Origin of the sequence: Psychrobacter sp. GW64-MNA-CIBAN-0177, from assembly GCF_040309585.1 — a bacterium.
In the GTDB taxonomy this organism is placed as follows: domain Bacteria; phylum Pseudomonadota; class Gammaproteobacteria; order Pseudomonadales; family Moraxellaceae; genus Psychrobacter; species Psychrobacter okhotskensis.
The window spans coordinates 201,700-228,529 of record NZ_JBEOOY010000001.1 but is presented as its reverse complement, the minus strand read 5'-3'; the positions used below and the strand labels follow the sequence as shown (position 1 = coordinate 228,529).

Sequence of the window (26,830 nt, the reverse complement as noted above, 5' to 3'; positions counted from 1 at the left end):
ATGAAAATTAATAATACTTTTAACTTAAAATAACTAGGTAGATATGATGAAAAAACAACCAGCACAGTGGTTACTCAGTGCAGCGTCAGTGGGCATCGCCGGTCTTATTCTTACTCAGAGCTACGGTACCGCAGTGGCAGATACCAACACTGAAGGTTTCGTCCAGACACCTGAACAAAAAGTCACTACTCGTCAGGTCGCCGCCTTGCTGGATCGCAGCCATTATCTCAATCAGTCTCTCGATAGCAAAACAGGCAGCGAAATTCTGTCTATGTATATTGATAGCCTTGATCCAAACCATACCTTGTTTTTGCAATCTGATGTTGATGAGCTAAAGAAAAAATATGCCGCCGAGTTCGGTGATCGCCTCAAACGTGGTGATTTGTCTGCAGGGGTAGAGGTATTCGAGCGCTATCGTAAACGCTCAAACGAATATTTTGCCATGGCAAGCAAAATGCTAAAGACGGATCTGGATTTGACCAGCGATGAGACCATCGTCCTTGACCGCGAAAAGCTTAGCCATTTTAAGACCAAAAAAGAACAGCGTGATTATTGGGCGCGTCAGCTGAAGTTTCAGCTGATGAGTATCACTTTGGGTCAAGAAGATGAAAAAGCCAAAGAGCAAGTTTTCTTAAATAATCCAGACATCACTCGTGGTCAGGATTTGATCCGTAATGATGAGCGCACGCCCAGTGAGATTTTGCTCAATCGTTTGTCACGTCAACAAGAGCAGTTTAAGCGTCTCAAAGATGACGAAATCATGGAGACTATCTTAAACACAGCGATGCTCACTTATGATCCGCACAGCAATTATTATGCACCTATTCAAGCGACAGAGTTGCAGATTCAATCCAGTCTACAGTTAGAAGGCATTGGTGTTTCTATCCGGCCAGATCGTAAAAACCCAGACTATACACGCATCGTGACCTTGGTAGATGGTGGGCCAGCGGCAAAAACGGGACAGATTAAGCCCAATGACTTGATTATTGGTATCGCCAAAGACGGCAAAAACATGACCGATGTAGTCGGTTGGTCGACGCGTGAAATCGTCAGTCTCATTCGTGGTAAGCGCGGTACTTCAGTCACGCTCAAGCTACGTCAGGCCAGCGCACCAGAAGCCAGCGCCCGTACCGTCACTGTGGTGCGCGATATTATTCAGCAAGAAGAATCAGGCGTTACCCAGCGCGTCGTAGAAGTACAGCGTCCGAATATCGATAAAACACCCAAGCGTATTGGTGTCCTTGAGATACCAAGCTTTTATTTGAACTATCAGGCGCGCCGTAACGGTGAAGATTATCGTAGTGTCAGTATCGATACCGAAAAAGCGCTCAAAGAATTAAATAAAGAAAACATCGATGGCCTCGTGGTTGATTTACGCAACAACCCTGGTGGCTCGTTAGATGAAGTGGCCAAAATGCTCGGCTTCTTTATTAAGAGTGGTCCACTGGTCCAAATCCGTGACAATCGCGGCAACATCCAAGTATACCGTGACGACGATGGTGGCGAACAACTCTATGACGGCAAGATGGTGGTCATTACTAACTTAGCGTCTGCCTCTGCAAGTGAGATTTTTGCTGCCGCCATTCAAGATTATGGCCGTGGTTTGGTGGTTGGCAGTACCACAACTGGCAAAGGCTCTGCCCAGATTCAGCTGGACAATTTAGCCTTGGGTTCAGCGACCTTAACCCAACGTAAATTCTATCGTATCACCGGCGGCAGTACGCAGAATAAAGGCGTAGTCCCCGATGTCGAATTGGTTAATATCTATGACGATGCTACCTTTGGCGAGCGGGCACAGAAAAAAGCGTTGCCTTGGGATACCATCAAAACCGCGCCTTATAAGCCTGAAGGTAAATTCACTAGCGATACGTTAGCGACGCTGAACCAGCAGTCTACAATTCGTCAGCAAAAGGATCCACAGTTTATTTACTTATCTGCGTTGAATGACATTCGCGATATGGATGATGAGAAAAAGCCTGTCAATCTCGATATCAATAGCCGCCGTGCCAAAATGCAGCTGATCGAAAAGCGTTCATTAGAAGCGGAGAATAAACGCCTCATCGCTACAGGTGAGCGTCCGTATGCCAACTGGAATACTTATCAGGCGGCGATGGATGCGAAGTTTGAAGAGCGTAGTCAAATGAAAGCCAATGAGCGTCCAGAGCTACCTGAAGACGAAGCTTTTATCAATGAAGCGGCTTATATTATGCTCAGTGCTGATTCAAAAGCAACGGTCAGCCCTGAAGAGAGTCTATAGCAGCCGTATATGAGCGAACCATAAAAGCGGTCATATAAATATCTATGTAAGCATATGCTTACATAGATTGACGCTTCGACCTCTTACTAACCTTGGGTCAATCTGCGATTATAACTGTACGGCACGATTGAACGAAACAGTTCATTGATACTAGGGATTGGTATCTTAAAGATCGCATCAGGGATAGATGGTTTGCTAATTAGGGATAATAAGGCTGGATGCCTGCTAGTTATAGGATGCCTCGGGATTAGGTATCATGTAGCGTTAACATGGATGGTTGGTGATAAAAGCCGCATAGCGCTCGTCGTTATGCGGCTTTGTTACGTTTGGGATAAAGTATTTTTATAGATAAGCCGTAAAACATAAAAAAAGGCCAGTAGACGTATCTACTGACCTTTTACAATAAACGACAAGCTTCATCGTACTCGCTTATCGTTTAAATGTTTTCTAATACTCAAATAGAGATTAGTGCTCAACGCCGCCTGCGCCATGGACATGGCCGTGGTTTAGTTCGTCTTCAGTCGCTGCACGTACTTCTTGAATTTCAACATCAAAAGTCAAACGCTTACCAGCTAGTGGATGGTTGGCATCAACGACCACTTCGTCATCATTTACTTCAGTAACCGTCACCAACATTACTTGGCCACCGGCTTCTGACTGGAATTGCATACCAGGCTGGATGTCATCAACGCCTTGGAAGTTATCGCGTGGCACATGCTGTACCGCTTGCTCTTGGTATTCGCCGTAGCCATCAGCAGGCTCAACGACAGCGTTTACTGTTTCGCCAGCAGATTTGCCTTCTAGTTGTTTTTCTAGGCCTGGGATGATGTTGCTGTGACCATGTAGATAAGCAAGTGGCTGACCTTCTGGTGATTGGTCAAGCACGTTGCCTTCGTCGTCTTTTAGTGTGTAATTGAATTTGACGGCAGTGTCTTTTGCGATAGTAGTCATAAATTATCCTAAATATATCTGTGTAAAAAATTAAATACGGTTGCAATAAACCTAAAAAAGCCAATCGGCAAGCCAGATAGCCACGTCATTAGTCAATTATCATCAGTTTATTAAAGTAACTTTAGCAGTTAGCATCTTTAATTGCGATGGCTCACATAACTTTCAAGGGAAAAGTGATAAAAAATGCAAATTAATATCATAATTTATGAAAATAAACGTTGTTTTCTATCATTTACAGAGTAGCGTGCTTGTTTTTTCTGGTTTGCCCGTTGCGTTTTCGGTTAAGGACTTCTACCATAACGATAAAAATAAAGATGAGAAAGACGATGAATTCATTTACCAATAAAGCTGATATCAATAGTTCTAACACCGACACTCCCAATAATAAGTCAATAAGTACGACTTCAATCAGTGAGAATGCTGAAATCGTAGCCGATAGTAGTTATCGATTCGATTTTGAGCGTTTTTATGAGCACTTAGTAGATGTGTCGCTTACCTTTACAGCAAACGTAGACTCACCAAAGCTGTGGTTGCCAGCATGGATACCGGGTAGCTATCTGATGCGCGAGTTTGCCCGCAATATTACCGCAGTACATTACCAAATCACTGACGACAATAATAAGAGCGTTGAGATACAGCGCGCGGTAAAGACAGACAAAAATACCTGGCAATTACCAAAAGTTAAAGCAGGGCAGACCGTAGACGTCCATTATGAAGTCTACTGTTATGACTTGTCTGTGCGCACCGCCTACGTCGATCAGCAGCGCTTATATGGGAACTTTACTTCTTTAGCGCTAGCGGTAGATGGGCAAGAGCAGACGCCTATACAAGTAAGCTTGATAGTGCCAGCCACATTTTTTGCGGATAAACAAGAAAGCCGTGTGCTCTTAGCTTGTGGTCTTGAATCTACCCATTTACGACTTGATGGGCAGCAGTGCTTTGCACTACAGGCAAACAGCTATCACGAGCTGATTGATTATCCTTTTGAAATCGCTGAACAGGATAAATTTGACTTTATTGTCCAAGACCATACACATCAGACCCTACCTCACCGTTTTTATCTGTCGGGTAAGCATAATGCCAATATGGGTAGAATACAGCAAGACGTCACCCACATTTGTCAGACGTATCTAGATTGGCTGGGTGATGCACCCTTCAACGACTATACGTTTATGACTTTTGCCAGTGGGCAAGACTACGGAGGTCTTGAACACATCAATTCGACCAGCCTGATTACCCCGCGTCGCGACTTGCCCAGTATTGACGAACCCAAAGTACCCAGCAGCGATTATCAGCGTTTTTTAGGCTTGTGCAGCCACGAGTACTTTCATGCGTGGTGGGTCAAAACCGTACGCCCTGATGTCATGTTGGATGTAGATTTGCGCCGCGAAGCTTTTACACCGCTGCTTTGGGTATTCGAAGGTTTTACCTCTTATATCGATGATTTTATGTTGCAAGCGTCAGGGGTGATTGATAAACCAAGTTATCTCAAATTACTGGCTGAACAAATCAATCGCTACTATCAAACGCCTGGACGCGCCTATCAAAGTGTCGCTGAGTCGAGTTTTGATGCATGGATTAAATTATATCGTAATGATGAAAACACAGGTAATGCCGGTATTAGTTACTACAATAAAGGCGCATTGGTGGCGCTTTGTTTAGATTTAACTTTACTCGAAAAGAGCAACGGTCGTTATCGGTTATTTGATGTGGTCAAGGCTTTTTATAACCAAGCAACGCAGAATGACAACCGACGGATTGGTATCAGCAGTGCCGATATGGGCAAAGTTGTCGGGCAATTTATGGCGCTTACTGACTGGCAAGAGTTTGAGCGCCGCTATGTCAATGGGGTGGAAGAATTACCCATTGAAGCATTATTAACGGCAAACGGCATAAAAATACATGTTAATAGCAAAGAAACTGCCGATAAGCATGTGCCTTGGGGTATGCGCTGTAGTGAGACGCCAGCTGGACTGAAGGTCAATCGCGTGACGCGTGACAGTGTGGCTGCCAACGCTGGTATATCGGCGCATGATGTCATCATCGCTATTGACGGTATCAAGGCAGACACCAAGCAATTAGCGTCGCTTATTAAAGCAGAGCGTGAGGTTGAATGTTACCTGTTTCGTCGCGATGAGTTGATGTGCGTCAGCGTACTACCTAAAGCGGTGCTTAATAGTGCAAAACAGCAGAGCATAGACGACAAAACCTTTCCGCACAAAGTAAGCTTGTACTTAGCAAAGACAGAGTCATTATCAGACGATAGTAGTGACCATTCAACCGTACAGCCAAGCTGGCAGGTATGGCTTGATGTCATGGCACGTCAACAAGCGTAAATAGAGCAGTTTTAACATACTTTGAACCGTAGCTATGATTCAATATGTCCGAGTAAAAACAAAAACCCCTGCTAAGCATTTATGATTAGCAGGGGTTTGATGTGATAGCTTGTACATTTATCGGTACCGATTGAACCATAGTCAATTTAGATAGCAGGTTGCTCAGCAGGCGCTTTAGTGGATGCCTCATTTTTAACAGTAGCGTCATTGCCAACAGTATCGTTACTAACAGCGTTGTTATTAACCTCGGCGGTTTTGTTAGCGGCAATCCAGTTTTGCATGCGTTCAATTTCAGACTGCTGGGCATCGATGATATCTTGAGCCAATTTGCGCATCTCGGCATCAGTACCGTACTTGAGCTGTATTTTTGCCATGTCTACAGCGCCCATGTGATGGGGCAACATACCTCGTGCAAACGCCATATCAGGGACAGGGTCAGCGATACCTAGCATCATGTCATCATGCATTGCATCCATGCTCTTGGCATAAGCTTGCTGCATCGCTTGAGTATTAGGCTTGGGTTTAGCTGCATCGGGATGGCCAGCGAGCCATTTATTCATAATGTCTATTTCAGCTTGCTGCGCCGTTATGATTTCTTGCGCCAGCTCTCGCATGGCGGCGTCAGTACCATACTTTAGCTCGATTTTTGCCATGTCTAGGGCGCCGCGATGATGTCCCAGCATACCTTTCGCAAAGGCAGTATCAGCATCGTTATAGACCATGCCGATCATCATCTCATCATGCATTCTCGTCATTGACTTGGTGTAGTCTTGGAGGATATCCGTCATTTGCATCTCATCCGCCATTGCATCGCCACCTGTCATATCGTGACCTGCGTGAGCATCCATGTCCATGCCTTCATGATTCGCAGGCATCTCAGTCGATGGTGTCGCCACTTTTTCTGTAGGGATCCCCTCATCGTTCTCGGTTGCTGGCTGACAAGCGCTCAGTATAAGTGCCGCAGCAATGCTGGTGGCGAACAAGGCGAAACGACGCGAAGGAATCATGACATATCCTTAAAAGAGACAAGAGGAACAATAAATAGAGGCAAAGTCAAAGTACGCCACTAATATGGCACTAAGGCAGAGAAGTGCTGAATCTTAGCAGATAAACCTTACCAGTTCGAGACGCTATGTTTAACAGGTCGTAATATATTTGCTCGATTTCATGACTGAGCTCTCTCAAGCAGATACGTGTGTCGATTTATCCATTATCTTATTTATATTATCTGTTGTTGCTATCTATACTCGAACACGTGATAGTTGGTAGATATTATTCATAAAAGTGATAATTAATGTTAGGGTCTGTTGAACATTCAAATATTAGGACTGCTGATCGCTAAAATCGCATCAAACCTTTTATCAAATCAGGCGTAAACCGACGATAATGTCGAGACCTTAGCTAGGTTTACAACAATGTTTGGGGTGATTTTAGTATCAGCCTTTCAGGGCAGGGCTATTTTTTACCAATACATGGCGAAATTGTCTAACCTAGAACGACTAGTCGTCAAAAATTTCACTGCGTATTGTCTAAAAAATAGACGCTGCCAGTACCACATTTGAATGTTCAACAGACCCTCATAATACCGACATCAACATGATGTTAGGTTCGATTAATTATGAACACCCAATTCTCGCAGTTTTGCACTGTCTAAATGGATACGCACAAACTCACCAACTGCCAGTTCTCCCAATTCAAAGCCTGCCACTGACCAACGAATAAGACGCAGACAAGGCAAGCCAACATGCGCCGTCATGCGTCTGACTTGACGATTCTTACCCTCATAAATCGTCAGCATCAACCATGATGTGGGTATGCTTTTACGCTCACGAATAGGCGGGTCACGTTGCCAAAGTGGCATCGGTAAATCCTCTTCACTAAGCTGTTTGATGTCGGCAGGCAGAGTTTTACCATCTTTAAGAATCACGCCTTGTCGAAGCTTATCACGTTGCTCGGCAGTAGGAGTACCTTCAACTTGTACTAAATAAGTCTTACCTTGTTTACGTCCAGCATTGGCTTTTGGTGGATGAGTAATGGCTTTATTAACCCTGCCATCACTCGTCAAAATCAGTAACCCTTCAGATATCGCATCTAATCTGCCAGCAACGCGCAAAGACTTATCCGTGAAATATTCCGATAGGGTGGTGTGGTCGTTGTTGCTGTCATCACGGAACTGACTTTGCACACCGTAAGGCTTATTAAACAAAATGAGACTGGTGGTCGACATAAAATAGCATTTCCTAAATAAAGATATTGATAAAGCATGAAAGGTAAGAATTAGACCGATTATGAAGCGGCTGATAACTTAATTAACGCTATTGTAATCAAAAAAGAACACACAACAAATAATGTATTAACTTATCAGCCATAGCCTATGAAGGTGCGCTTTTATGTCTACAGTAAAACCATGTTATAATAGTGGTATTTATAATATTGATACTTGCATATGGGTTATGCGCTCGAAAAATTGTTGCGCAGCCCTTTATCTTAGTACAATGATTAGGATAGCACATCAGATTTGTACAGTTACCTAGGCTTGTAAATTATCAATAATTATTAAGTTTATATAAAGTATTTTTGTTACTTTACTTATTTTCATAATTTTTTTGCTGATGTTATTGTTAGCTGGCTTTTCTTTTCATTGCTCAGTCTATGGCTATTATTAAAATTTTTTCCGATTTTTTATGTTAAAGCATTGAGTGCCATAATGTGAGTTCAGAATGGATTTGCAAAATGCCCACATTTAAGAGCCGTAAATATAAGATCGTAAGTACTTGATTTTTTCTCGCTTAGCTAAAGACGTGAATTACGTATAACTATAACCACGCATAGCCATAATAAAGTAGCGCAAGCATAATGGAGCGCCTAGAGTACCAATGAAACTTGCGACATCCAACATACAACCAAGGAGTTTTATCCATGTCATATGATAAGGTTATCGTACCTAGAGACGGCGAAAAAGTAACCGTCAACGCTGATTTATCGTTGAATGTCCCCAATCATCCCATTATTCCCTTCATTGAAGGCGATGGAATTGGGGTAGATATCACTCCGGTCATGGTCAAGGTGGTTGATGCTGCAGTTGATAAAGCTTACCACGGCAAAAAGTCCATCATTTGGATGGAAGCGTATTTGGGCGAAAAAGCGGCCAAAATCTATGATGGTGACTACCTGCCAAGCGAAACGCTAGAGATCTTAAAAGATTACGTGATCAGTATCAAAGGGCCATTAACCACGCCAGTAGGCGGCGGCTTCCGCTCATTAAACGTCGCTGTGCGTCAAGAGCTTGACCTCTATGTATGTCAGCGTCCAGTTCGCTGGTTTGAAGGTGTGCCAAGCCCTGTGCAGCATCCTGAGCTAACAGATATGGTGATTTTCCGCGAAAACTCAGAAGATATCTATGCCGGTATCGAATGGAAAGCGGGCAGTGATGAGGCAAAGAAAATCATCAAGTTCTTAAAAGAAGAAATGGGCGTGACGAAGATTCGTTTCGACGATGACTGCGGCATTGGCATCAAACCTGTATCCAAAGAAGGCTCGCAGCGTCTAGTGCGTAAAGCCATTCAACACGCTATCGATAACGATTTGCCGAGTGTGACTTTAGTGCACAAAGGCAATATCATGAAGTTCACCGAAGGCGCGTTTAAAGACTGGGGCTATGAATTAGCCGCAGAGCGCTTCGATGCAGAGTTGTTAGATGGTGGCCCTTGGATGACGATGAAAAACCCAAAAACGGGTAATGACATCATTATCAAAGACGTCATCGCTGATGCCTTTTTGCAGCAAATTCTGATGCGTCCTGCCGATTATTCTGTCGTCGCCACGCTTAACCTAAACGGTGATTACATCTCTGATGCCCTAGCGGCTGAAGTGGGCGGTATCGGTATTGCACCGGGTGCCAACAAAGGCGGCGCAATCGCTGTCTATGAAGCGACTCATGGTACTGCGCCTAAATATGCTGGTCAGAACAAAGTAAACCCCGGCTCGTTGATTCTATCGGCTGAGATGATGTTACGTGACATGGGCTGGACAGAAGCCGCTGACCTCATTATCAATGGTATTCAAGGCGCTATCGCTAATAAAACGGTCACTTATGACTTTGAGCGTTTGATGCCTGATGCTATTTTGCTCAGCACTTCTGAGTTTGGTAAAGCAATCATTAAGCACATGGATGCCTAGTCATCGCTTTATGATGAGCTAAAAGCAATTTAATATAAGCTGTTGAAAAAGCCATTTACAATCATGTAGGTGGCTTTTTTATGGTGATTTTTTTATGCTGATGTTATAACTATGGTCAAGGAATTTTAGAATCGCTACGATACTGCTGATATCAATTTTTTGTCGCCTCTGTCTGCACAGACCCTATATAAGCACTATTACCTTTTTATCTACAGACAATAAAAAACACCCCACAACTCTATCGAGCTGCGGGGTGTTTTATTGTTTTTAACTGACGCTAGCTGCAAAAGTATAAAGAAGTAACGTTACTTAAGGCTAGCCAGTTAAATCTATTACAACGATGCCAACGCTTCATTGAATAAGGTGCTTGGACGCATGACTTTTTCAGCCAATGCTTCATCTGCGAAGTAGTAGCCTTTGATGTCTACCGCTTTGCCTTGAGCATCATTAAACTGTTTAATAATGGCGTCTTCATTGCTTTCAAGCTTTTGCGCTAGCGGGGCGAATTGCGCTTTAAGATCTGCATCTTGGTCTTGTGTGGCCAGCTCCTGAGCCCAGTACATCGCCAGATAGAAATGGCTACCACGGTTATCTAACTCACCGGTTTTACGTGACGGTGATTTGTCATTTAGCAGCAACGTTTCAGTGGCTCTATCGAGCGTATCTGCTAAGATTTGCGCTTTAGCATTGTTATCGTTTTTGGCCAAATGCTCCAATGACTCCGTCAAGGCTAAAAATTCACCCAATGAATCCCAACGTAAATGGTTTTCTTCTACCAGCTGCTCAACGTGCTTGGGTGCAGAACCACCAGCGCCAGTTTCGAACAAACCGCCGCCTTTCATTAATGGTACGACTGATAGCATCTTAGCACTGGTTCCTAACTCGAGAATTGGGAATAAGTCAGTGAGATAATCTCGTAGAATATTACCTGTGGCAGAGATAGTATCCAGACCGCGAGCGACGCGCTCTAAGGTATAACGCATGGCGCGCACCTGTGACATGATTTCAATGTGCAGACCGTCAGTATCATGGTCTTTCAAATACATGTTAACTTTTTTGATTAGCTCGTTCTCGTGCGGACGGTACGGGTCTAACCAAAAGATGACGGGAGTATCTGACTCACGCGCACGGCGAACGGCAAGTTTCACCCAATCTTGGATAGGCTCATCTTTGACTTGACACATGCGCCAGATATCGCCTTTTTCTACATCTTTTTCAAGCAATACTTCATCGGTATCAATATCTACAATACGGGCGATACCGGTAGCGCTAGACTCAAAGGTTTTGTCATGTGAGCCATATTCTTCTGCTTTTTGTGCCATGAGGCCTACGTTAGGAACCGTACCCATGGTGGTTGGATCAAAGTTACCATGCCATTTGCAGAAGTTGATCATTTCTTGATAAATACGGGCGAAGGTAGACTCTGGCATGACGGCTTTACAATCATATAGTTTGCCATCAGCGCCCCACATTTTACCACCGTTACGAATCATCGCAGGCATTGACGCATCGACAATAATGTCACTTGGCGAATGGAAGTTGGTGATACCTTTTGAAGAGTCAACCATCGCTAGACGTGGGCGATGCTCTTGGCAGGCATGCAAGTCTTGCTCGATCTCTTCACGTTTAGAGGATGGCAGAGTAGAGATTTTGTCGTATAGATCAGCCATACCATTGTTGACGTTAATGCCTAATTCATCAAAAAAAGCACCGTGCTTGTCAAATGCATCTTTATAATAAATTCTAACCGCATGTCCAAACACGATAGGGTGCGAAACCTTCATCATAGTGGCTTTTACGTGCAGTGAAAACAAGATACCAGCTTCGCGGCAGTCTTCCATTTCTTGCTCATAAAACTCTAGTAGCGATTTTTTGCTCATGACCATCAGGTCAATGACTTCTTTATCAAGCAACGCAATTTTTGGCTTCAATACTTTCGTTGTACCATCCTCAAGTAACAGCTCCATACGCACGTTACGGGCTTTATCTAAAGTTATCGACTGTTCGCCATCATAAAAATCACCGCTGTGCATGTGTGATACGTGGGTACTTGACCATTGCTTCCACTCGCCCATAGAATGCGGATGCTTGCGCGCAAAGTTCTTAACGGCTTTCGGCGCACGGCGATCTGAGTTGCCTTCGCGCAGTACAGGGTTGACCGAACTGCCTAGACTTTTACCATAGCGCTGACGAATTTCTTGTTCTTCGTCGGTTTTTGGATCTTCTGGAAAGTCAGGGATAGCAAAGCCTTTGCTTTGTAGTTCTTTGATACAGGCTTTTAGCTGCTGAACAGAAGCACTGATATTTGGCAGTTTGATAATGTTGGTGTCAGGATCTTGCGTCAATCGACCAAGCTCAGCTAGATTATTAGGAACGCGCTGCTCTTCACTTAAATACTCTGGAAATTCAGCCAACACACGCGCGGCAACAGAGATATCAGTGGTTTCCACCTCAACCCCTGCGGTTTGGGTAAAGGCTTTGACAATAGGTAAGAAGGACAAGGTTGCTAGCGCTGGGGCTTCATCAGTTTTTGTATAAATAATTTTTGACATTATAGTAGTGTATCCCTTTAGGCTGTAGTTAATATTAATGCTTAAATCAATGGGTGCTTCTAAGTGGGTGTTTCTATAGAGACTCTCTGCGATAGTGGGCCATGCTTGGAGCAAATGTAACATGAGTAATCTTTTGGAGAGCCTCAAGGCAACTTAAAAATTTCTGTCGCTAATTGTGGTGAATCAAAACTAAAAATAGTACGTTGAGACAGTATTGTGATTCTCTACACAAAACTGGCTGACTAACAGCAGATTATAGTTGACCCACTATAGATCCAAGGCGATGTCAATCTCGCATAATGAACCAATTGTACTATTTTTATTCATATCTCATGTATACAAATTATATTAAGCTAATAATAGCCTTATTCTACCAGTCATGAGCGTTGATATCATCTTTTCTATACAATTACCGTTCTTTAAACCCTGTTTTTTGAGTCATCAGGTAACAGCAATTAATAGATATATCGTTCACCCTATCATTCATAAAAATAGTGTGCTCATTAGCTGAAAGCGCTCAATTAAAAATAGTACGGCTAGTGTCGTAAAGTCATCTACATTCGTGTGGCTGGCTTTTTTTATGCTATTTTGATATTAAGGCGTGCTAAGTAATTTTCAAGAAATATGGCTATTTTTGCAAATTGTGACAGCAAAAGCGCTGATATTTGGTAGGCTAAACCCTTAAGAAAAAACAGTGTGGGTACTATGACTTTACAATATGCGCTACTCAGTGATACCAGTTGGCAGAGCCAAGCACAGTGGCAAGCGCCAGATACTCCTTTTATGTCATTTGATTTTTGGCAAGCGCTTAGTGATACTGGCGCAATTGGTGAGCGAGCAGGCTGGCTACCTATTTATATCTTGGTACATCGGGTAGAGGGTACTCAGAATGATGCCGTAGCAGAATCGGCTAAGTTGAGAGAGGCAGCACTGGCAGACATAACGCATCCGGTAGCCGTCATGCCCGTGTTCATAAAAGGTCATCATCAAGGTGAGTTTGTATTTGACCATTCTTGGGCACAAGCTTATGCTCAATACGGTCTCGATTATTACCCACGTCTGGTGACAAGTGTCCCTTACACCCCGATTACCGGACAGCGCTTGTGGTTAGCAGAAGGCGAGAGCTTAACTGCAGACATTATAAAGACGGCGATTGCTGGCGTTGATGATGTCGCCCAGCAAGTAGGCGCGTCGGGCTGGCATGGATTGTTTGTCACAGATGAGCTGTCCTCGCTTGCTATCAACTCTATGCCGACTAAGATTGATATAGAAAAAGCGCTCGCCGCCCAAAAGAATGACTTAGCGAGCAAGCCTATTGGCTCGCCTATCGCTACTCCTACTACGACTATCATTGAAATGCCGATACTTGAGCGTCAAGGTTGTCAGTTTTTATGGCAAAATAAAAACCTTAGCCAAGACAGCCAGCTATTTATGGATTTTGAAGGATTCTTGGCGACATTAAAAGCCAAAAAACGCAAGACTATTCGGGCTGAGCGTCGCAAGGTCGGCGAGCAAGGCATTAGCTGTCAGCGTAAGTGTGGTAACGACATCACGGATGAAGACTGGCAAGCGTTCTATCATTGTTATGTGATGACTTATGCGGTACGTGGGCAAAAGCCATATTTGACCCTTGATTTTTTTATGGCGCTAGCCGACAGCATGCCTGAGCACATCATGTTGGCGCAAGCCATGGATGCCGATGGTGAAATCATCGCAAGTAGCTTATTCTTATACGATAAAGCGGACAGCGATAATGTTGATGATAATGCTACCTTGTACGGCCGCTATTGGGGCGCGCTCGGTGAGTATGATAGCTTGCACTTTGAGCTTTGTTATTATCAAGGGCTTGAGTTTGCTATCGAGCAAGGCTTAAGGTATTTTGATCCGGGCACGCAAGGGGAGCATAAGCTGGTTCGCGGTTTTATTCCAACGACCACTCACTCTATCCACCGTATTTATGATGCGCGCTTTGTGCCAGCGATTAGCGATTTTTGTGCAAAAGATCGCTTGCATATGGCGCAATATCGTCAGCAGGCATTTGAGGCATTACCGTTTAACGCCGATAATATGCCAGACTTTGATATCAATCGTTAATGCTCGTTATTATTACTGCTGCTTTTATTAATCTCACTTTTATTAACATTGCTTTATTCACAGACACTCGCAGCCGTTTACTTTTTAAATTCTCACTATTAGGCCGTTAACTATGCCCAGTAATCTTTTTGCTAGTCCTGCCACTTTTACCCCGCCCTCTGAGCTGGTATCTTGGCTTAATGCCGAAGGCTCTCTGACTGCGATGTTGGAACAAAGAGCAGGGCAGCCATTACGAGTAGAACGCAGTTTTGAGGGCTTTCGAGCGCTAACCTTGCAACAAAAACGACAATTAGGACTGCAAGGTTCAGCGCTGAATCGTCCCTTACTAGCGTGGATACGTGACGTGCAGTTATATGGTAATGATGAGCAGCCGTGGGTGGCAGCGCAAAGTATCTTTCCTTTATCGAGTCTCAAAGGCAACGCGCGACGTCTGCAACAGTTAAAAGGCACGCCTATCGGATATGTGTTGTTTAAGCGCAGTCGTACTTTACCCAGTCAGCGTTTTATCAGCCATACCGATGCTGGCTGGCAACGACAAACGCGTTATGATTGGTATGGGCGCACGCTACTGATTAGCGAAACGTTTTTAGCTTCATTTTTAAAATGAGCACGCGTTACTATATAAGTTAGGATATTAATAAAAATATTGTTTTAACCGTATGGGTGAGCCGCCAGTAAATACTTTATTTTATTGGCTATTTATCTGCGTGATATCGTCATTTAAATTGCTCAGCTTGCTGTGAGTTTTTTTTGCGCTCGCAGTACAAATTTTCATGTTACACTTAATCTTTAGCGATGATATCGATGCATTTATATGTCGAATTTATTGCCTATAATGGACAAGTTAATAACAAGGCCAATTGCCTTTGCTTGCCTATTTTACCTCCTTTTACTACTCGCTTCTTTTTCATAAACACTACCATTAACGATAGCCACTACCTAGGACATCACTATGTTTAAAGATATTTCTATCAAAGAGTTTGATCCAGTACTTGCTGAAGCCATGGCCGCTGAAAGCGTTCGTCAAGAAAACCACATCGAGCTTATCGCTTCAGAAAACTATTGCTCGCAAGCAGTGATGGAAGCACAAGGCACTGACCTGACCAATAAATACGCTGAAGGTTATCCAGGTAAGCGTTATTACGGTGGTTGCGAGCACGTCGATGTGGTTGAGCAATTGGCCATTGACCGCGCAAAAGAGTTGTTCGGTGCTGAGTACGTCAACGTCCAGCCGCATTCTGGTAGCCAAGCAAACTCGGCTGTTTTCTTAGCATTATTAGACGCCAATGACACCGTACTAGGCATGAGCTTAGACGCTGGTGGTCACTTGACTCATGGCGCCCATATCAACTTTTCAGGCCTGAACTACAACGCCGTACAGTACGGTTTGGTCGAAGGCACTGGCCTTATCGATTATGACGAAGTTGAGCGTTTGGCAAAAGAGCATAAGCCAAAGATGATTATTGCTGGTTTTTCAGCGTATTCACAAGTGGTCGATTGGGCGCGTTTCCGTGAAATCGCGGACGAAGTCGGCGCTTATTTACTCGTAGACATGGCACACGTGGCTGGTCTTATCGCTGGTGGCGTTTATCCGAGTCCAGTACCGTTCGCTGATGTCGTGACAACTACGACGCACAAAACCCTACGTGGCCCGCGTTCAGGTATGATCTTGGCTCGTGATGAAGTACTTGCCAAAAAGCTTAACTCTGCGGTATTCCCAGGCAACCAAGGCGGTCCGTTGATGCACGTCATCGCGGCAAAAGCGGTTTGCTTTAAAGAAGCGCTAGAGGACAACTTCAAAACCTATCAGCAGCAAGTGGTCAAAAACGCCCAAGCGATGGCAAAGGTCATCCAAGAGCGCGGTTATGAAATCATCTCTGGTGGTACTGAAAACCATCTCATGCTCATCAGCCTAGTCAAGCAAGAAATGACCGGTAAAGAAGCGGACAAATGGCTTGGCGATGCGCATATCACTGTGAATAAAAACGCTGTACCAAACGATCCAAAATCGCCGTTCGTGACGTCTGGTATCCGTATCGGTACGCCAGCGATTACCACTCGCGGCTTCAATGAAGCACAAGCGGGCGAGTTGGCAGGTTGGATTTGTGACGTGCTAGACAGCCGTGGCGATGAAAAAGTGGCTGCTGAAGTGCGCGGTAAAGTAGAAGCCATCTGTAAAGAATTACCAGTTTACGAAAAAAACCAGTAAGTCTTAACTGACTCTTTTTGAGAGCTGTATAACAAAAACCGCTTAGCTTTTGCTAGGCGGTTTTTATTGCTTACGTACAAAATTTCAAATATATACTTTGTATTTAGTGGTTGCATACGTTCGTACTTAAAAAGTAGTTAGTTCTTGTTTTTTTACCTCATTTGAGGTTAAAATAGTGGAACTAGTATTTATAAAGGAATAGAAATGCACGCTTATAAAACTGAATATATCGCTCAGTCAGACGAGCCTAAGGATGATAGTGATTTTAAGAAAATTGGTCTTTCTTATGAAGTATTTGCGAAAGCAGTAGATGCAGGATTTAGAGCTTACCAACGTGAAGACAATGATTTTTCTACAAAATCAGCAGCAGGGTACAACGCTTGGAATTATGTTGTGAAGGAGTTAAGGCTAAAGGCATTAGAACATAGTTGGGGGACGCCTTTCGAGAGTAATGGTATTGAAGGTATTAAAAGTTCACTAAGAAAAATCACAATTATTGTTAATTCAGGCAATAATAATACTGGCATCAAAGATAAAGAGCCAAAGCCTAAGAATCAAAAAGGTTCGGGCTATAACGTTTTGATGAGTGATAATTTAGATTTATTCACTTCTTGTGATGACTTGTTTGATGCAAATGCTATTACTGAAGAATCTGCTGATCCAAATCAAACATGGTTACTTCTTTTTCATATTGACGAGAGGAAAGAAGAAATTAGATTTGAGCTATTACTGCCTACAAAGATAGAGAATAGAGTTATTTCTGGCTATAAAAAGCGAATTATTTTGTCACCTATTGATATTTCGAATAAGCCTAAATTTACGTCCGTGAAGAGTGAAGAAGACTCAACTGTAGGGATTGATTTTGATGTGCCTAGAAAGAGTGGATAAAGAGTTTAATCCTGATAGATTTAAAATTGCAAGACTAAGACGCAAGATGACATATAGGAAACTTGCTGAGCAAACAGGGTTGTCTTCAAAAACTATATCTAAATACGAGAGAGATGGTATTAACAACCCGCCTTCTAGCGAGTCTTTGAAGAAAATATCGCAAGTTCTCAGTTATCCTGCACAGTTCTTCTTTGAAGATGATATTGATGAAATATCTACTGAGACGGTTTCATTTCGTGCATTAAGTAAAATGACAGCTGCACAAAGGGATGCTGCTATATCTGCTGGACGACTTAGTCTCATCGTCAACAATTATATACAAGACAATTTTGAACTTCCTAAACAAGATTTTATAGATTTAAGAGGTTGTGATCCTGAGGTAGCAGCAGAGACGATCAGAGAGCATTGGGCGCTTGGAAGCAAGAAGATAGGTAATTTGATACATCTATTGGAATCCAAAGGTGTTCGTGTCTTTTCATTGTCAGAAAATACCCTAGATGTTGACGCTTTTTCTTTTTGGAAAGATGGCTTGCCATTTATTTTTCTTAATAATAGGAAGTCAGCAGAGCGTAGTCGGTTTGACGCTGCCCACGAATTGGGACATTTACTGCTGCACAAGCATGCTTCACCTTTCGATGACCCTATTGACGTTTCATTATCTCCTAGCCGAGTTGCTGAACAGGAAGCTGATAATTTTGCTTCTGCATTTTTGATGCCAAAGGCAAGTGTTGCAAATGCTATTCCTAACTATATAACTATAGAGGATATCATTGAACTAAAAAGTAGGTGGTCGGTATCCGCTGTTAGCCTAATATTTAGACTATATAAAGTCAATCTTATTACAGAATGGCAGTATAGAAAACTTATGGAAGAAGCTTCAATAAGAGGTTATAGGAAGGAAGAGCCTCAGCCTATTCCTAGAGAAAAATCTCTAATTTTTGAAAAAATAATGCCAGTGTTAGCTAAGGAGGGTTTGGGCGTAAAATCCTTTGCTAAAGAATTGAAATTACCTCTAGATGAAGTAACCAATTTAATGTTTATGCCAAGTCTTACAGCGCGCTAATACAAGAACAATCCTCTCATTAGCATTATTATCATTTCACACAATAAAAGCCCCGATTATAAAAATATAATCGGGGCTTATTCACATCAACTCAGTCTAATTTTTTACTAAGTAGGCTACATAAACGGCAGTTTAGTAAATATCTGCAAGATCGTCGCGTTTACGATATCAACGAAGAAAGCACCAACCATCGGCACAATTAAGAACGCTTTAGGCGAGGCCAAGTAGCGATCCGTTACCGCCTGCATATTGGCAATCGCCGTCGGGGTTGCGCCCATACCAAAACCACAATGACCCGCTGACAGCACGGCCGCATCGTAGTCCTTACCCATGACTCTAAAGGTAATAAAGTAAACATAGATAATCATAATCAAGGTTTGCACCAGCAAAATAATCAGCACAGGGCCCGCTAAGTCAGTCAACTGCCAGAGCTTCAATGATAACAGCGCCATCGCCAAGAATAGACTCAAGGACGCATTACCAATGACATCGATAGCACGGTCAAACATATCAAAGTTGAAGACGATAGTTAACGAGTTACGAATAATTACCCCAGCCGCTAGCGCCCATACGAACGTTGGCAGTTGGAACCAAGTGCCTTCTGCGACGATGGTCATTATGTCGGCGAAAGCTAAGGCCGCCGCAAACAGTGCTAATGATTCAATCGTAGATGAGGCGGTAATAAGGCGGATGTTATCAGGTTTTTCAAACATCTCTTCCTGTCTATGATCCCCATCTTCGGTATGTTTGGTGCTGTATAACGACTGTTCGCCAGCCAGTTTTTCGACATCGCTTGGGTTTGGATTAGCCGGAGTCGGTTTTAGACCAAGACGTTGAATCAAGCGACGAGCGACAGGTCCACCAATGAGACCACCGGCCACCAAGCCATAAGTGGCAACAGCGATACCAAGTGTCGTCGCACCGACCACGCCATACTCTTCTTCTAATACCACGCCCCAAGCCCCTGCCGTACCGTGCCCACCAGTGAGCGCGATAGAACCAGTCACCAGTCCAAGCAAAGGATCGAGTCCCAGTGCGCTCGCCATCGCGACGCCAACGACGTCCTGCAAAATGATAAACACCGAGACCACAACCGTGAAAATAAATAATGGCGAACCACCGGCTTTTAGTCGTCCAAAATCAGCACTGAGACCAATAGAGGCAAAAAACATCAGCATAGTCGCTGTTTGCAGACCTTGATGAAAGTTGAAACTGTAGCCCCAAATTAAGTTAAGCGCGTAAACAATCATCGCGGCGACCAAGCCACCCACGACAGGCTCTGGAATATTAAAATCCTCTAATACCTTGATTTTTTTAATCAAAAAACGTCCGAGTAATAGCACGAACGTTGCCAAGATCAGCGTGTAATATCCATTTAAAGTAATTTCCATGAGTTGATCCTTTTTACAAATATAAATTAACCTGAATGTAGGACAGAATCAGTGCTGTCTTACATTTAGGTTTTTTCAATAAGGCACTAAAGCATGTCATCGATGACACACCCCAAATTATTTATCTTTACTCGATACCACAATCCATAACTGCGGCTTACCAAAATCTCTATACGCATCTTCGATGATACTTTTAAATATAGTAAAGTCTTCAGTATTTATGTTTTTTACCCTTGTTAAATCAAGCTTTAACTGCGTGACCTCGCTATCGGTTAAGCAGTCCCATGCACTGTCCCAGTTATGCGAAAAGTAGCTAGGAAAATCACAGGCTTTAGCCAAACTGACTAAAAGTGCGCGCTTATCAAGCACCTCATCGAGTGGAATGTCGATAGCGTGTGCAGGAACAGAAGCGATGTCGTTAAGCTCGCTGTTGGCTGAGTCAATATAATAAATGGCGTCACTCATCTTAATTCACCTCCAGTTTGCTAAAGCTATCATAATGGTCCACCGTCAAATAATAAATGGTCGGCGGGTTGCCACCGGTGACAATGCGCCGCGCCCCGCGATGAGAAACGCTAGGAGTAGGGACGGTATATTCGTGATAGTAGCCTTGCGACTGAGCAGGTAGTAGGCCTTCGCGATTATAGAACGTCGTGCCATCTTTATTTGGATAGGGAAACGGCCCGCCTTGCTTTATCAGCGCAATGGTAGTGTCAATCTGTGCATCACCAGTAATGGCTGACGTCTGTGCTTGACCCGCTGCTATAGAGGAAGTCTGTGATATGGGCGTCGACTGAGTATTGTCAGCAAGAAGGGTGGATTTTAGATCGGCAAAGAAATAAACCGCTACCGCTATGATCGCAATCAAACTAAATAAAGTCGAGAGCGGGCTTTTTTTCTTTTGATGACCACGACTCTTTTTAACATTATTATTTTGAGTCGTGTGGCGTTTATGCTGCTGGCGGTCTCGTTCAGTATTATTGGAGGAGCGGGCAGCAGGTGTGATGTCTGAGGTTTCTAAAATACTTAAGTCCCTAGAAGTAACTTCAGTGGCGCGTAATTGGTTTTTGTCATTACGCTGACTATTAAAGTAAACGCGCTGACCTTCACCGATGGGCTGTGACAAGCGCACGATACTCACATGAAAAAACACGTCTTCGTTTTGATCGTCTACATCGATAAAGCCGTAGCCTTTATCTTGATTCCAGTGCTTAATTTTGCCACTTTGCATCAGTATGTCGTCCTCTAAGCTTCCTGTTTTTATAACTCATAAAAAACGCCAGCAATTAAGCTGACGTTTTTTTTGGATTATACGTTAATTTAGACGGTAGATGATAGGGCGGGGCGCAATAAATTAGGCGCGTGTCTCACCATGACCATAAACGATCCATTTTTGTGAGGTCAAACCTTCTAGTCCAACAGGACCACGCGCATGAATTTTGTCGGTTGAGATGCCAATCTCTGCACCCAGACCATATTCAAAACCATCAGCAAAGCGGCTAGAGGCGTTAATCATCACGCTGGCTGAGTCTACTTCGCGGATAAAACGCTGCGACTTGGTGTAATTATCCGTAATGATGACGTCGGTATGATGACTGCCGTGAGTATTGATGTGTTCGATGGCCTCATTAATGCCTGATAATACTTTGATCGCTAAGATAGGCGCAAGGTATTCGGTATCCCAATCCTCAGCAGTTGCGGCAGATAAATGACCAGCAAGCTTAGCGTTGTCACTTAAGATGGCTTGCGACTTGTCATCAAGACGTAGTTGCATGGCATCATCGGCTTGAATAATAGCTTCAGCGATTTTTGGTAATAGCTCACCCGCGACTGATTCATCGACCAAGAGGGTCTCCATGGTATTGCAAGTACCATAGCGATGGGTTTTGGCATTGACGCTGACTTTGATAGCAATCTCAGGATCGGCATCACTGTCAATAAAGGTATGGCAGTTACCATCTAGATGCTTAATCACAGGAACTTTGGCATCGCGGCTAATACGCTCAATCAAACCCTTACCGCCGCGTGGCACGATTACATCGACATATTCTGTCATCGTAATCAGCTCGCCGACAGCAGCGCGATCGGTCGTTTGTAGTACTTGCACACTGTGCTCAGACAGTCCGACTTTTTTTAGACCTTCTAAGATACATTTGGCGATTGCTTGGTTGGATTCGAATGCTTCAGAACCACCGCGCAATATAATCGCATTGCCCGACTTTAGAGCAAGAGAGGCGGCTTCCAATGTGACGTTAGGACGCGACTCATAAATCATACCGACCACGCCGAGTGGTACACGCATTTTGCCCAAATGAATCCCTGATGGCTGGTAAGTCATGTCAGTGACTTCGCCGATAGGATCAGGTAGCGCCGATACGTCTTTTAAACCTTGTAGCATACCGTCGAAGCGCGCATCGTTTAGCTCTAGACGGTCAAGCAAGGCGGCGTCTAAGTTGTTTTTTTGACCATTGTCCATATCGATTTTATTGGCAGACAAAATATCCTGTTTGGCATTCATCAGGACGTCATAAATCGACATCAAAGCAGCATTTTTGTCACCCGTATTGGCCGCAGCTAAAGCACGTGATGCGGCGCGCGCTTGTTTGCCAACAGATTGCATATAGGCGGTAACGTCTGTGGTGTTCGATTGACTCATAAATCTTTTTCCTTATATTTCTAATTTAACGATTCGTAGACTAAGTAATGATAGACACTCAATTTTTATCAAAGAGTTACTTCTATCAAATCATTGCTTTGATCAAATGATCAGTTTTATTAAATCATTATTTCTATTAACTGATTAAAAGTAACAAAAATAACTAAAGTAGCTGCAAAAATACCTAAAAAGGCAGAAAAACTGCCAAATATCATCAATAGTCTACAAAAAATGGTTCTGAGCGCGATTATGGCGCTATGTCATTTAACATAGAGCAGATTAGGTCGATAGTAAAGTTGAATTTGTGAACAGAACCCGCTTTACAAAGCGCTTATAGAGGTTTTTCATAGTGAAATGGTTGTAATTGCTAACCTAAAATAAAACGATATGAGTGTCATTACAAAATGAATTGATAATTACGTGTTTTTAACAGAACTGCGCTGCAATTACTAAGGACGCCAGTGTCGATGGTCAGTATAGTCATTACTAAGTCTACAAATTGTTGACTATCAATTTATCGATTAACGAGCATGGAGAAGGACAATGGCTATCATTAATGACAAGAATGACAAGGGTAAAAAATGGTTGTATGCCACGCTAGCCGCTGCAACCTTAATGCTAGGCGCTTGTGCTGATAAAGAAGCAACAACGGCTGAGGCCAGTACCGCGACTGACGCCCAAGTCGAAGTCGAGCAAGGCGCCACTGGTGTCTCAACGGCTGACAAAGCGACAGAAAATGATATAGCCATTGCTAGTGCCGACGATGAGGCTATGGCAGTGGGCAATAAAGATGATGTGGCTGTTTCGACTGCTGATGACGACGTATTAGACGGCTCTGAACAACAAGAGCACGTCTCAACCTATTAAATGAGTACGTCAAAAATCGTCTCAAGACGTCAGGTTAAAGTATGATGACTCGATGCTCAGATAAAACAACGTCTTGTACGCTAAAGTGATAAAATAAAGCCCAGCGCTTAAATGCAGTCTGGGCTTTTTTGTGCCAGTCATTTATTGGCTGATTCATGAGCCAATGCTGTGCAAAGTTTGCGTTTTCTCTGCATTATAGGAGACAATACCTCTCTTATGGCACATCAGTCATCGCGCTATCATATAAAGCGGTCTATAGAGCATTGATTTATACTATATATAGTGCTGTTTTTTATTCTCGTATTCACTCATATTTATTGGAAGTCTGCTGAACCATGCTTGATATTGCAAAAAATCCGACTCGGCCTATCGCCTTAGATTTACAAGACGTCCATAAAAGCTATGGCTCATTGGCAGTACTAAAAGGGGTGTCGCTCACCGCCTATGATGGTGATGTGATCTCTATTTTAGGCTCGTCTGGCTCTGGTAAATCTACCTTATTGCGCTGTATTAATCTGCTTGAAAAGCCCAATCAGGGTCGTATCATCATTGGTAACGACGAGCTGATGTTAAAGCCCAGTAAATCAGGTGAGCTTCAAGCCGCAGATATCAAGCAATTAGAGAGTTTGCGTGCGCGGGTGGGCTTCGTCTTTCAGAACTTCAACTTGTGGCCACACAAAACGATTTTGCAAAACATCATCGAAGGGCCAACGCAAGTTTTAAAGATTAAAAAAGATCAAGCCATTAGCGATGCTGAAAAACTGCTCGATAAAGTGGGCCTGCTGGATAAAAAAGACGCTTATCCTGCCAATTTATCCGGTGGTCAGCGCCAGCGCGTCGCTATTGCCCGTGCCCTTGCTATGCAGCCACGAGTATTATTGTTTGATGAGCCAACGTCAGCGTTAGATCCAGAGCTGGTGAATGAAGTACTGGCAGTCATGCGTGAATTGGCAGAAGAGGGGCGCACCATGCTAATCGTCACTCATGAGATGCGTTTTGCCCGTGAAGTCTCCAGCCAAGTCGTATTCTTACATCAAGGAATCGTTGAAGAGATGGGTACGCCCGAACAAGTCTTTGACAATCCTACCTCTGAGCGTGTCAAAGACTTTATGGCATCGCATCGTCAACACCTATAACCACTGACGCTTGACCAATAATATTTAGCCAATGACATTTAGAATGATGATGCATTCCGATAAAATGCATCGTCGCTCATGGTGATTAAGCTTTTATTGCACATGGGCTTATGCTGCGCAAACTGCTGATTGGTAAGTACCGTTGACCATTTATTACCCAATAATAACAGTCGGTATGCAAAACGTTTGTTTTTGATATTTTACTCAGGTATTATCAAAAGGTTGACAGGCGGTCGTTAATAACGGTTGCTTGCATTTTCTGCTATCTATATTGCTTGTCTGGCAGGGAAGTCAGAGAACAAAATATCAGAACCCTAAAAAACCCATTAGAACTTAAGGAATGTATGATGTCGAATTCTCGCCTATTATGGTCATCGATGACCGTCACTGCAGCGTTAATGCTGAGTGCTTGTAGTCAACCTGCTGATGAAACGGCTGCTACCAACGCCGATGCGCCAGCAGCAGAAACGGCTGGCAAAACCATTCGTATCGCAACCGAAGGCGCTTACCCTCCTTTTAACTACACCAATGCCGATGGTACGCTGGCCGGTTTTGATATTGACGTTGCCAATGCCCTGTGTGATCAGATGCAAGCCAAATGTGAAATCGTTGCCCAAGATTGGGACGGTATCATTCCGGGTTTGTTGGCACAAAAGTATGATGCTGTGGTCGCTGGTATGTCTATCACCGCTGAACGCCAAGAAAAAGTCGATTTCAGCGAGCCCTATTTTGCCAATACTATGGTATGGCTGACCGATACCAAAGGCAGCTTTGATCCGATGGCAATCAAAAACCTAACCCTTGGCGGTCAACGTTCAACGACGCCAGGCGCGTACCTACAAGACAACCATGAAGGCAAAGACGGCAACACCGTCAAGCTTTATGACAATTATGACAATGCTTATTTGGATCTAAAATCTGGACGTAGCGATGCGGTATTGGCTGAAAAAGTCTCAGCCAAGTCATGGTTAGCAGACAATACTGAAGGCTTCGGCGTCGTTGGTGATGAGATTGATAACGACGATAATATTGCTATTGCTGTCCGTAAAGGCGACCCACTCAGAGACGAATTTAACAAAGCGCTTAGCGAAATCCGTAGTAATGGTGAGCTGGCACGTCTTGAGCAAATTAACTTTGATCAGTAAGCGTTGATGAATATGCTTTAACGAATAAGCGTCGATCAACGAATAGTGGGTTAATACACGGCTGGTAAATATATTAAGGAATAGCAAACATGACCATTTCAATGACATCATTAATGACCAAAAAAGCCTTTTGGCTTGCGCCGCTCAGCGCTGCCATGCTAATGCTAGCAGGGTGTAATAATAGCTCAGCACCAACAGACAGTGCCGAAGCTGATGCGGCAACTGATACACCGTTGAACATCAAAATCGCCACCGAATCAAGCTATAAGCCTTTTAGCTACACAGATGCCGATGGCAAACTGATCGGCTATGAGATTGAGCTGGTCGATGCACTATGTGCGCAAATGAAAGCAGAGTGTGAAGTCATCTCCCAAGATTGGGATGGTCTGATTCCGGGACTGAATGCACAGAAATTTGATGCGGCCATCGCAGGGATGTCAATCACCCCTGAGCGTAAAGAAGTCGTGGAATTTAGCGACCCTTACTTCCACAGTGGCATCATCTTAATCGGTAAAAAAGGTGATGATATCAGCGTAGAAGCTCTCAAAGGCCAGCCCGTCGCCTCACAGCGCTCAACGGTTGCGTCACAGTACTTGCAGGACGAACATGCCGATGCCGATGTCAAGCTTTATGATACTCAGGACAACGCTTATCTAGATCTCACCTCAGGTCGTGTACGTGCGATGATGTCTGATAAAGTAACGGGTATTGACTGGCTAAAAACGGAAGCGGGCAAAGACTACGAAGTCAAAGGTCAAGAGATCAGCACCAATGATGACGCCATGGGTATTGCCTTCCGTAAAGGCGATCCACTAGTTGCCAAATTTAACGCAGCATTGGCAGAGCTAAAAGCCAATGGCACCTATGATCAAATCACTGGCAGCTATTTTGGTACTAGCACAACGGCTGCTGCACAAAAAACAGCCGCTAATGGTAGTGTTGAGCAAGTGGTTGTCGTTGATGAAGGTAATGTCGATGCCAATGCAGTGATTGCTGAAGAAGAACAAACAGAAACGGCAACCAACTAGGACGAGTTTGGCCTAGGGCATGTCCTAATATGAGACACGCCCTAATAAAAGGCAGGCGTTGTTTTACTAAGCTGTTTT

General features: G+C 43.7%; 20 protein-coding genes. 12 read left to right on the top strand and 8 right to left on the bottom strand.

Annotated elements, in window-relative coordinates:
• The first annotated feature begins 46 nt into the window (after positions 1-46).
• The gene (locus AAEY79_RS00890) at positions 47-2,257 is read left to right on the top strand and encodes a carboxy terminal-processing peptidase (RefSeq protein WP_101211756.1); all 2,211 of its coding nucleotides are present in this window, start codon (positions 47-49) and stop codon (positions 2,255-2,257) included.
• A gap of 465 nt (positions 2,258-2,722) precedes the next feature.
• On the opposite strand, the gene AAEY79_RS00885 is transcribed toward AAEY79_RS00890, so the two are convergent.
• Entirely contained in the window at positions 2,723-3,208 is a 486-nt protein-coding gene (locus AAEY79_RS00885) for a peptidylprolyl isomerase (protein WP_025651686.1), read from the bottom strand.
• 326 nt (positions 3,209-3,534) lie between these two features.
• Here AAEY79_RS00885 and AAEY79_RS00880 point away from each other — a divergent pair, with 326 nt between their 5' ends.
• The gene (locus tag AAEY79_RS00880) at positions 3,535-5,544 is read left to right on the top strand and encodes a M61 family peptidase (protein WP_352286837.1); all 2,010 of its coding nucleotides are present in this window, start codon (positions 3,535-3,537) and stop codon (positions 5,542-5,544) included.
• Between the two features lie 146 nt (positions 5,545-5,690).
• Here AAEY79_RS00880 and AAEY79_RS00875 read toward each other — a convergent pair whose 3' ends face one another.
• Together AAEY79_RS00875 and AAEY79_RS00870 are read right to left on the bottom strand one after the other, a co-directional pair.
• Complete coding sequence (locus AAEY79_RS00875) at positions 5,691-6,551, bottom strand: DUF305 domain-containing protein (protein WP_201577062.1); 861 nt, start codon at positions 6,549-6,551, stop codon at positions 5,691-5,693.
• 605 nt (positions 6,552-7,156) lie between these two features.
• Positions 7,157-7,771, bottom strand: a complete 615-nt coding sequence (locus AAEY79_RS00870; protein WP_173239109.1) for a pseudouridine synthase — start codon at positions 7,769-7,771, stop codon at positions 7,157-7,159.
• A gap of 692 nt (positions 7,772-8,463) precedes the next feature.
• On the opposite strand from AAEY79_RS00870, the gene icd reads away from it, so the two are divergent.
• Positions 8,464-9,723, top strand: a complete 1,260-nt coding sequence (gene icd / locus AAEY79_RS00865; protein WP_201577068.1) for an NADP-dependent isocitrate dehydrogenase — start codon at positions 8,464-8,466, stop codon at positions 9,721-9,723.
• Positions 9,724-10,055: 332 nt separating this feature from the next.
• Here the strand turns inward: icd and AAEY79_RS00860 are convergent, their stop codons facing one another.
• Positions 10,056-12,275 carry an NADP-dependent isocitrate dehydrogenase gene (locus tag AAEY79_RS00860; protein ID WP_201577070.1) on the bottom strand — a complete coding sequence of 740 codons (2,220 nt, stop codon included), beginning with the start codon at positions 12,273-12,275 and terminating at the stop codon, positions 10,056-10,058.
• A gap of 705 nt (positions 12,276-12,980) precedes the next feature.
• Between AAEY79_RS00860 and AAEY79_RS00855 the strand changes: the two genes are divergently transcribed.
• The 5 genes from AAEY79_RS00855 to AAEY79_RS00835 all read left to right on the top strand — a co-directional run bounded on the left by AAEY79_RS00855 (position 12,981) and on the right by AAEY79_RS00835 (position 18,529).
• Positions 12,981-14,369: a GNAT family N-acetyltransferase gene (locus AAEY79_RS00855; protein WP_201577072.1), complete on the top strand. Its 1,389-nt coding sequence runs from the start codon at positions 12,981-12,983 to the stop codon at positions 14,367-14,369.
• A gap of 112 nt (positions 14,370-14,481) precedes the next feature.
• Entirely contained in the window at positions 14,482-14,976 is a 495-nt protein-coding gene (locus tag AAEY79_RS00850; RefSeq protein WP_201577073.1) for a chorismate lyase, read from the top strand.
• A gap of 345 nt (positions 14,977-15,321) precedes the next feature.
• Complete coding sequence (gene glyA, locus AAEY79_RS00845; protein ID WP_352286831.1) at positions 15,322-16,578, top strand: serine hydroxymethyltransferase; 1,257 nt, start codon at positions 15,322-15,324, stop codon at positions 16,576-16,578.
• A 204-nt stretch (positions 16,579-16,782) separates the two neighbouring features.
• The gene (locus tag AAEY79_RS00840; protein WP_352286828.1) at positions 16,783-17,466 is read left to right on the top strand and encodes a hypothetical protein; all 684 of its coding nucleotides are present in this window, start codon (positions 16,783-16,785) and stop codon (positions 17,464-17,466) included.
• Positions 17,444-18,529 carry an XRE family transcriptional regulator gene (locus AAEY79_RS00835; RefSeq protein WP_352286972.1) on the top strand — a complete coding sequence of 362 codons (1,086 nt, stop codon included), beginning with the start codon at positions 17,444-17,446 and terminating at the stop codon, positions 18,527-18,529. The genes AAEY79_RS00840 and AAEY79_RS00835 overlap by 23 nt, the downstream gene beginning before the upstream one ends.
• 116 nt (positions 18,530-18,645) lie before the next feature.
• Here AAEY79_RS00835 and gltS read toward each other — a convergent pair whose 3' ends face one another.
• From gltS to AAEY79_RS00815, 4 genes are all read right to left on the bottom strand, one after another.
• Positions 18,646-19,920 carry a sodium/glutamate symporter gene (gene gltS / locus AAEY79_RS00830; RefSeq protein WP_025651675.1) on the bottom strand — a complete coding sequence of 425 codons (1,275 nt, stop codon included), beginning with the start codon at positions 19,918-19,920 and terminating at the stop codon, positions 18,646-18,648.
• 117 nt (positions 19,921-20,037) lie between these two features.
• A complete protein-coding gene (locus tag AAEY79_RS00825; RefSeq protein WP_173239117.1) occupies positions 20,038-20,385 on the bottom strand; it encodes a barstar family protein in 348 nt (115 codons plus the stop codon).
• Between the two features lies 1 nt (position 20,386).
• Positions 20,387-21,151 carry a ribonuclease domain-containing protein gene (locus AAEY79_RS00820; RefSeq protein WP_350587772.1) on the bottom strand — a complete coding sequence of 255 codons (765 nt, stop codon included), beginning with the start codon at positions 21,149-21,151 and terminating at the stop codon, positions 20,387-20,389.
• A 123-nt stretch (positions 21,152-21,274) separates the two neighbouring features.
• On the bottom strand, positions 21,275-22,576 hold the full coding sequence (locus tag AAEY79_RS00815) for a glutamate-5-semialdehyde dehydrogenase (RefSeq protein WP_352286825.1): 1,302 nt from the start codon (positions 22,574-22,576) through the stop codon (positions 21,275-21,277).
• A gap of 543 nt (positions 22,577-23,119) precedes the next feature.
• Between AAEY79_RS00815 and AAEY79_RS00810 the strand changes: the two genes are divergently transcribed.
• From AAEY79_RS00810 to AAEY79_RS00795, 4 genes are all read left to right on the top strand, one after another.
• Positions 23,120-23,443: a hypothetical protein gene (locus AAEY79_RS00810; RefSeq protein WP_025651671.1), complete on the top strand. Its 324-nt coding sequence runs from the start codon at positions 23,120-23,122 to the stop codon at positions 23,441-23,443.
• Positions 23,444-23,778: 335 nt separating this feature from the next.
• Positions 23,779-24,579 (top strand): ABC transporter ATP-binding protein, encoded by an 801-nt coding sequence (locus AAEY79_RS00805; protein ID WP_025651670.1) that lies wholly within the window; start codon positions 23,779-23,781, stop codon positions 24,577-24,579.
• 344 nt (positions 24,580-24,923) lie between these two features.
• Positions 24,924-25,724, top strand: a complete 801-nt coding sequence (locus AAEY79_RS00800; RefSeq protein WP_201565781.1) for a transporter substrate-binding domain-containing protein — start codon at positions 24,924-24,926, stop codon at positions 25,722-25,724.
• An 89-nt stretch (positions 25,725-25,813) separates the two neighbouring features.
• Entirely contained in the window at positions 25,814-26,752 is a 939-nt protein-coding gene (locus AAEY79_RS00795; RefSeq protein WP_173239120.1) for a transporter substrate-binding domain-containing protein, read from the top strand.
• Positions 26,753-26,830: the final 78 nt, after the last annotated feature.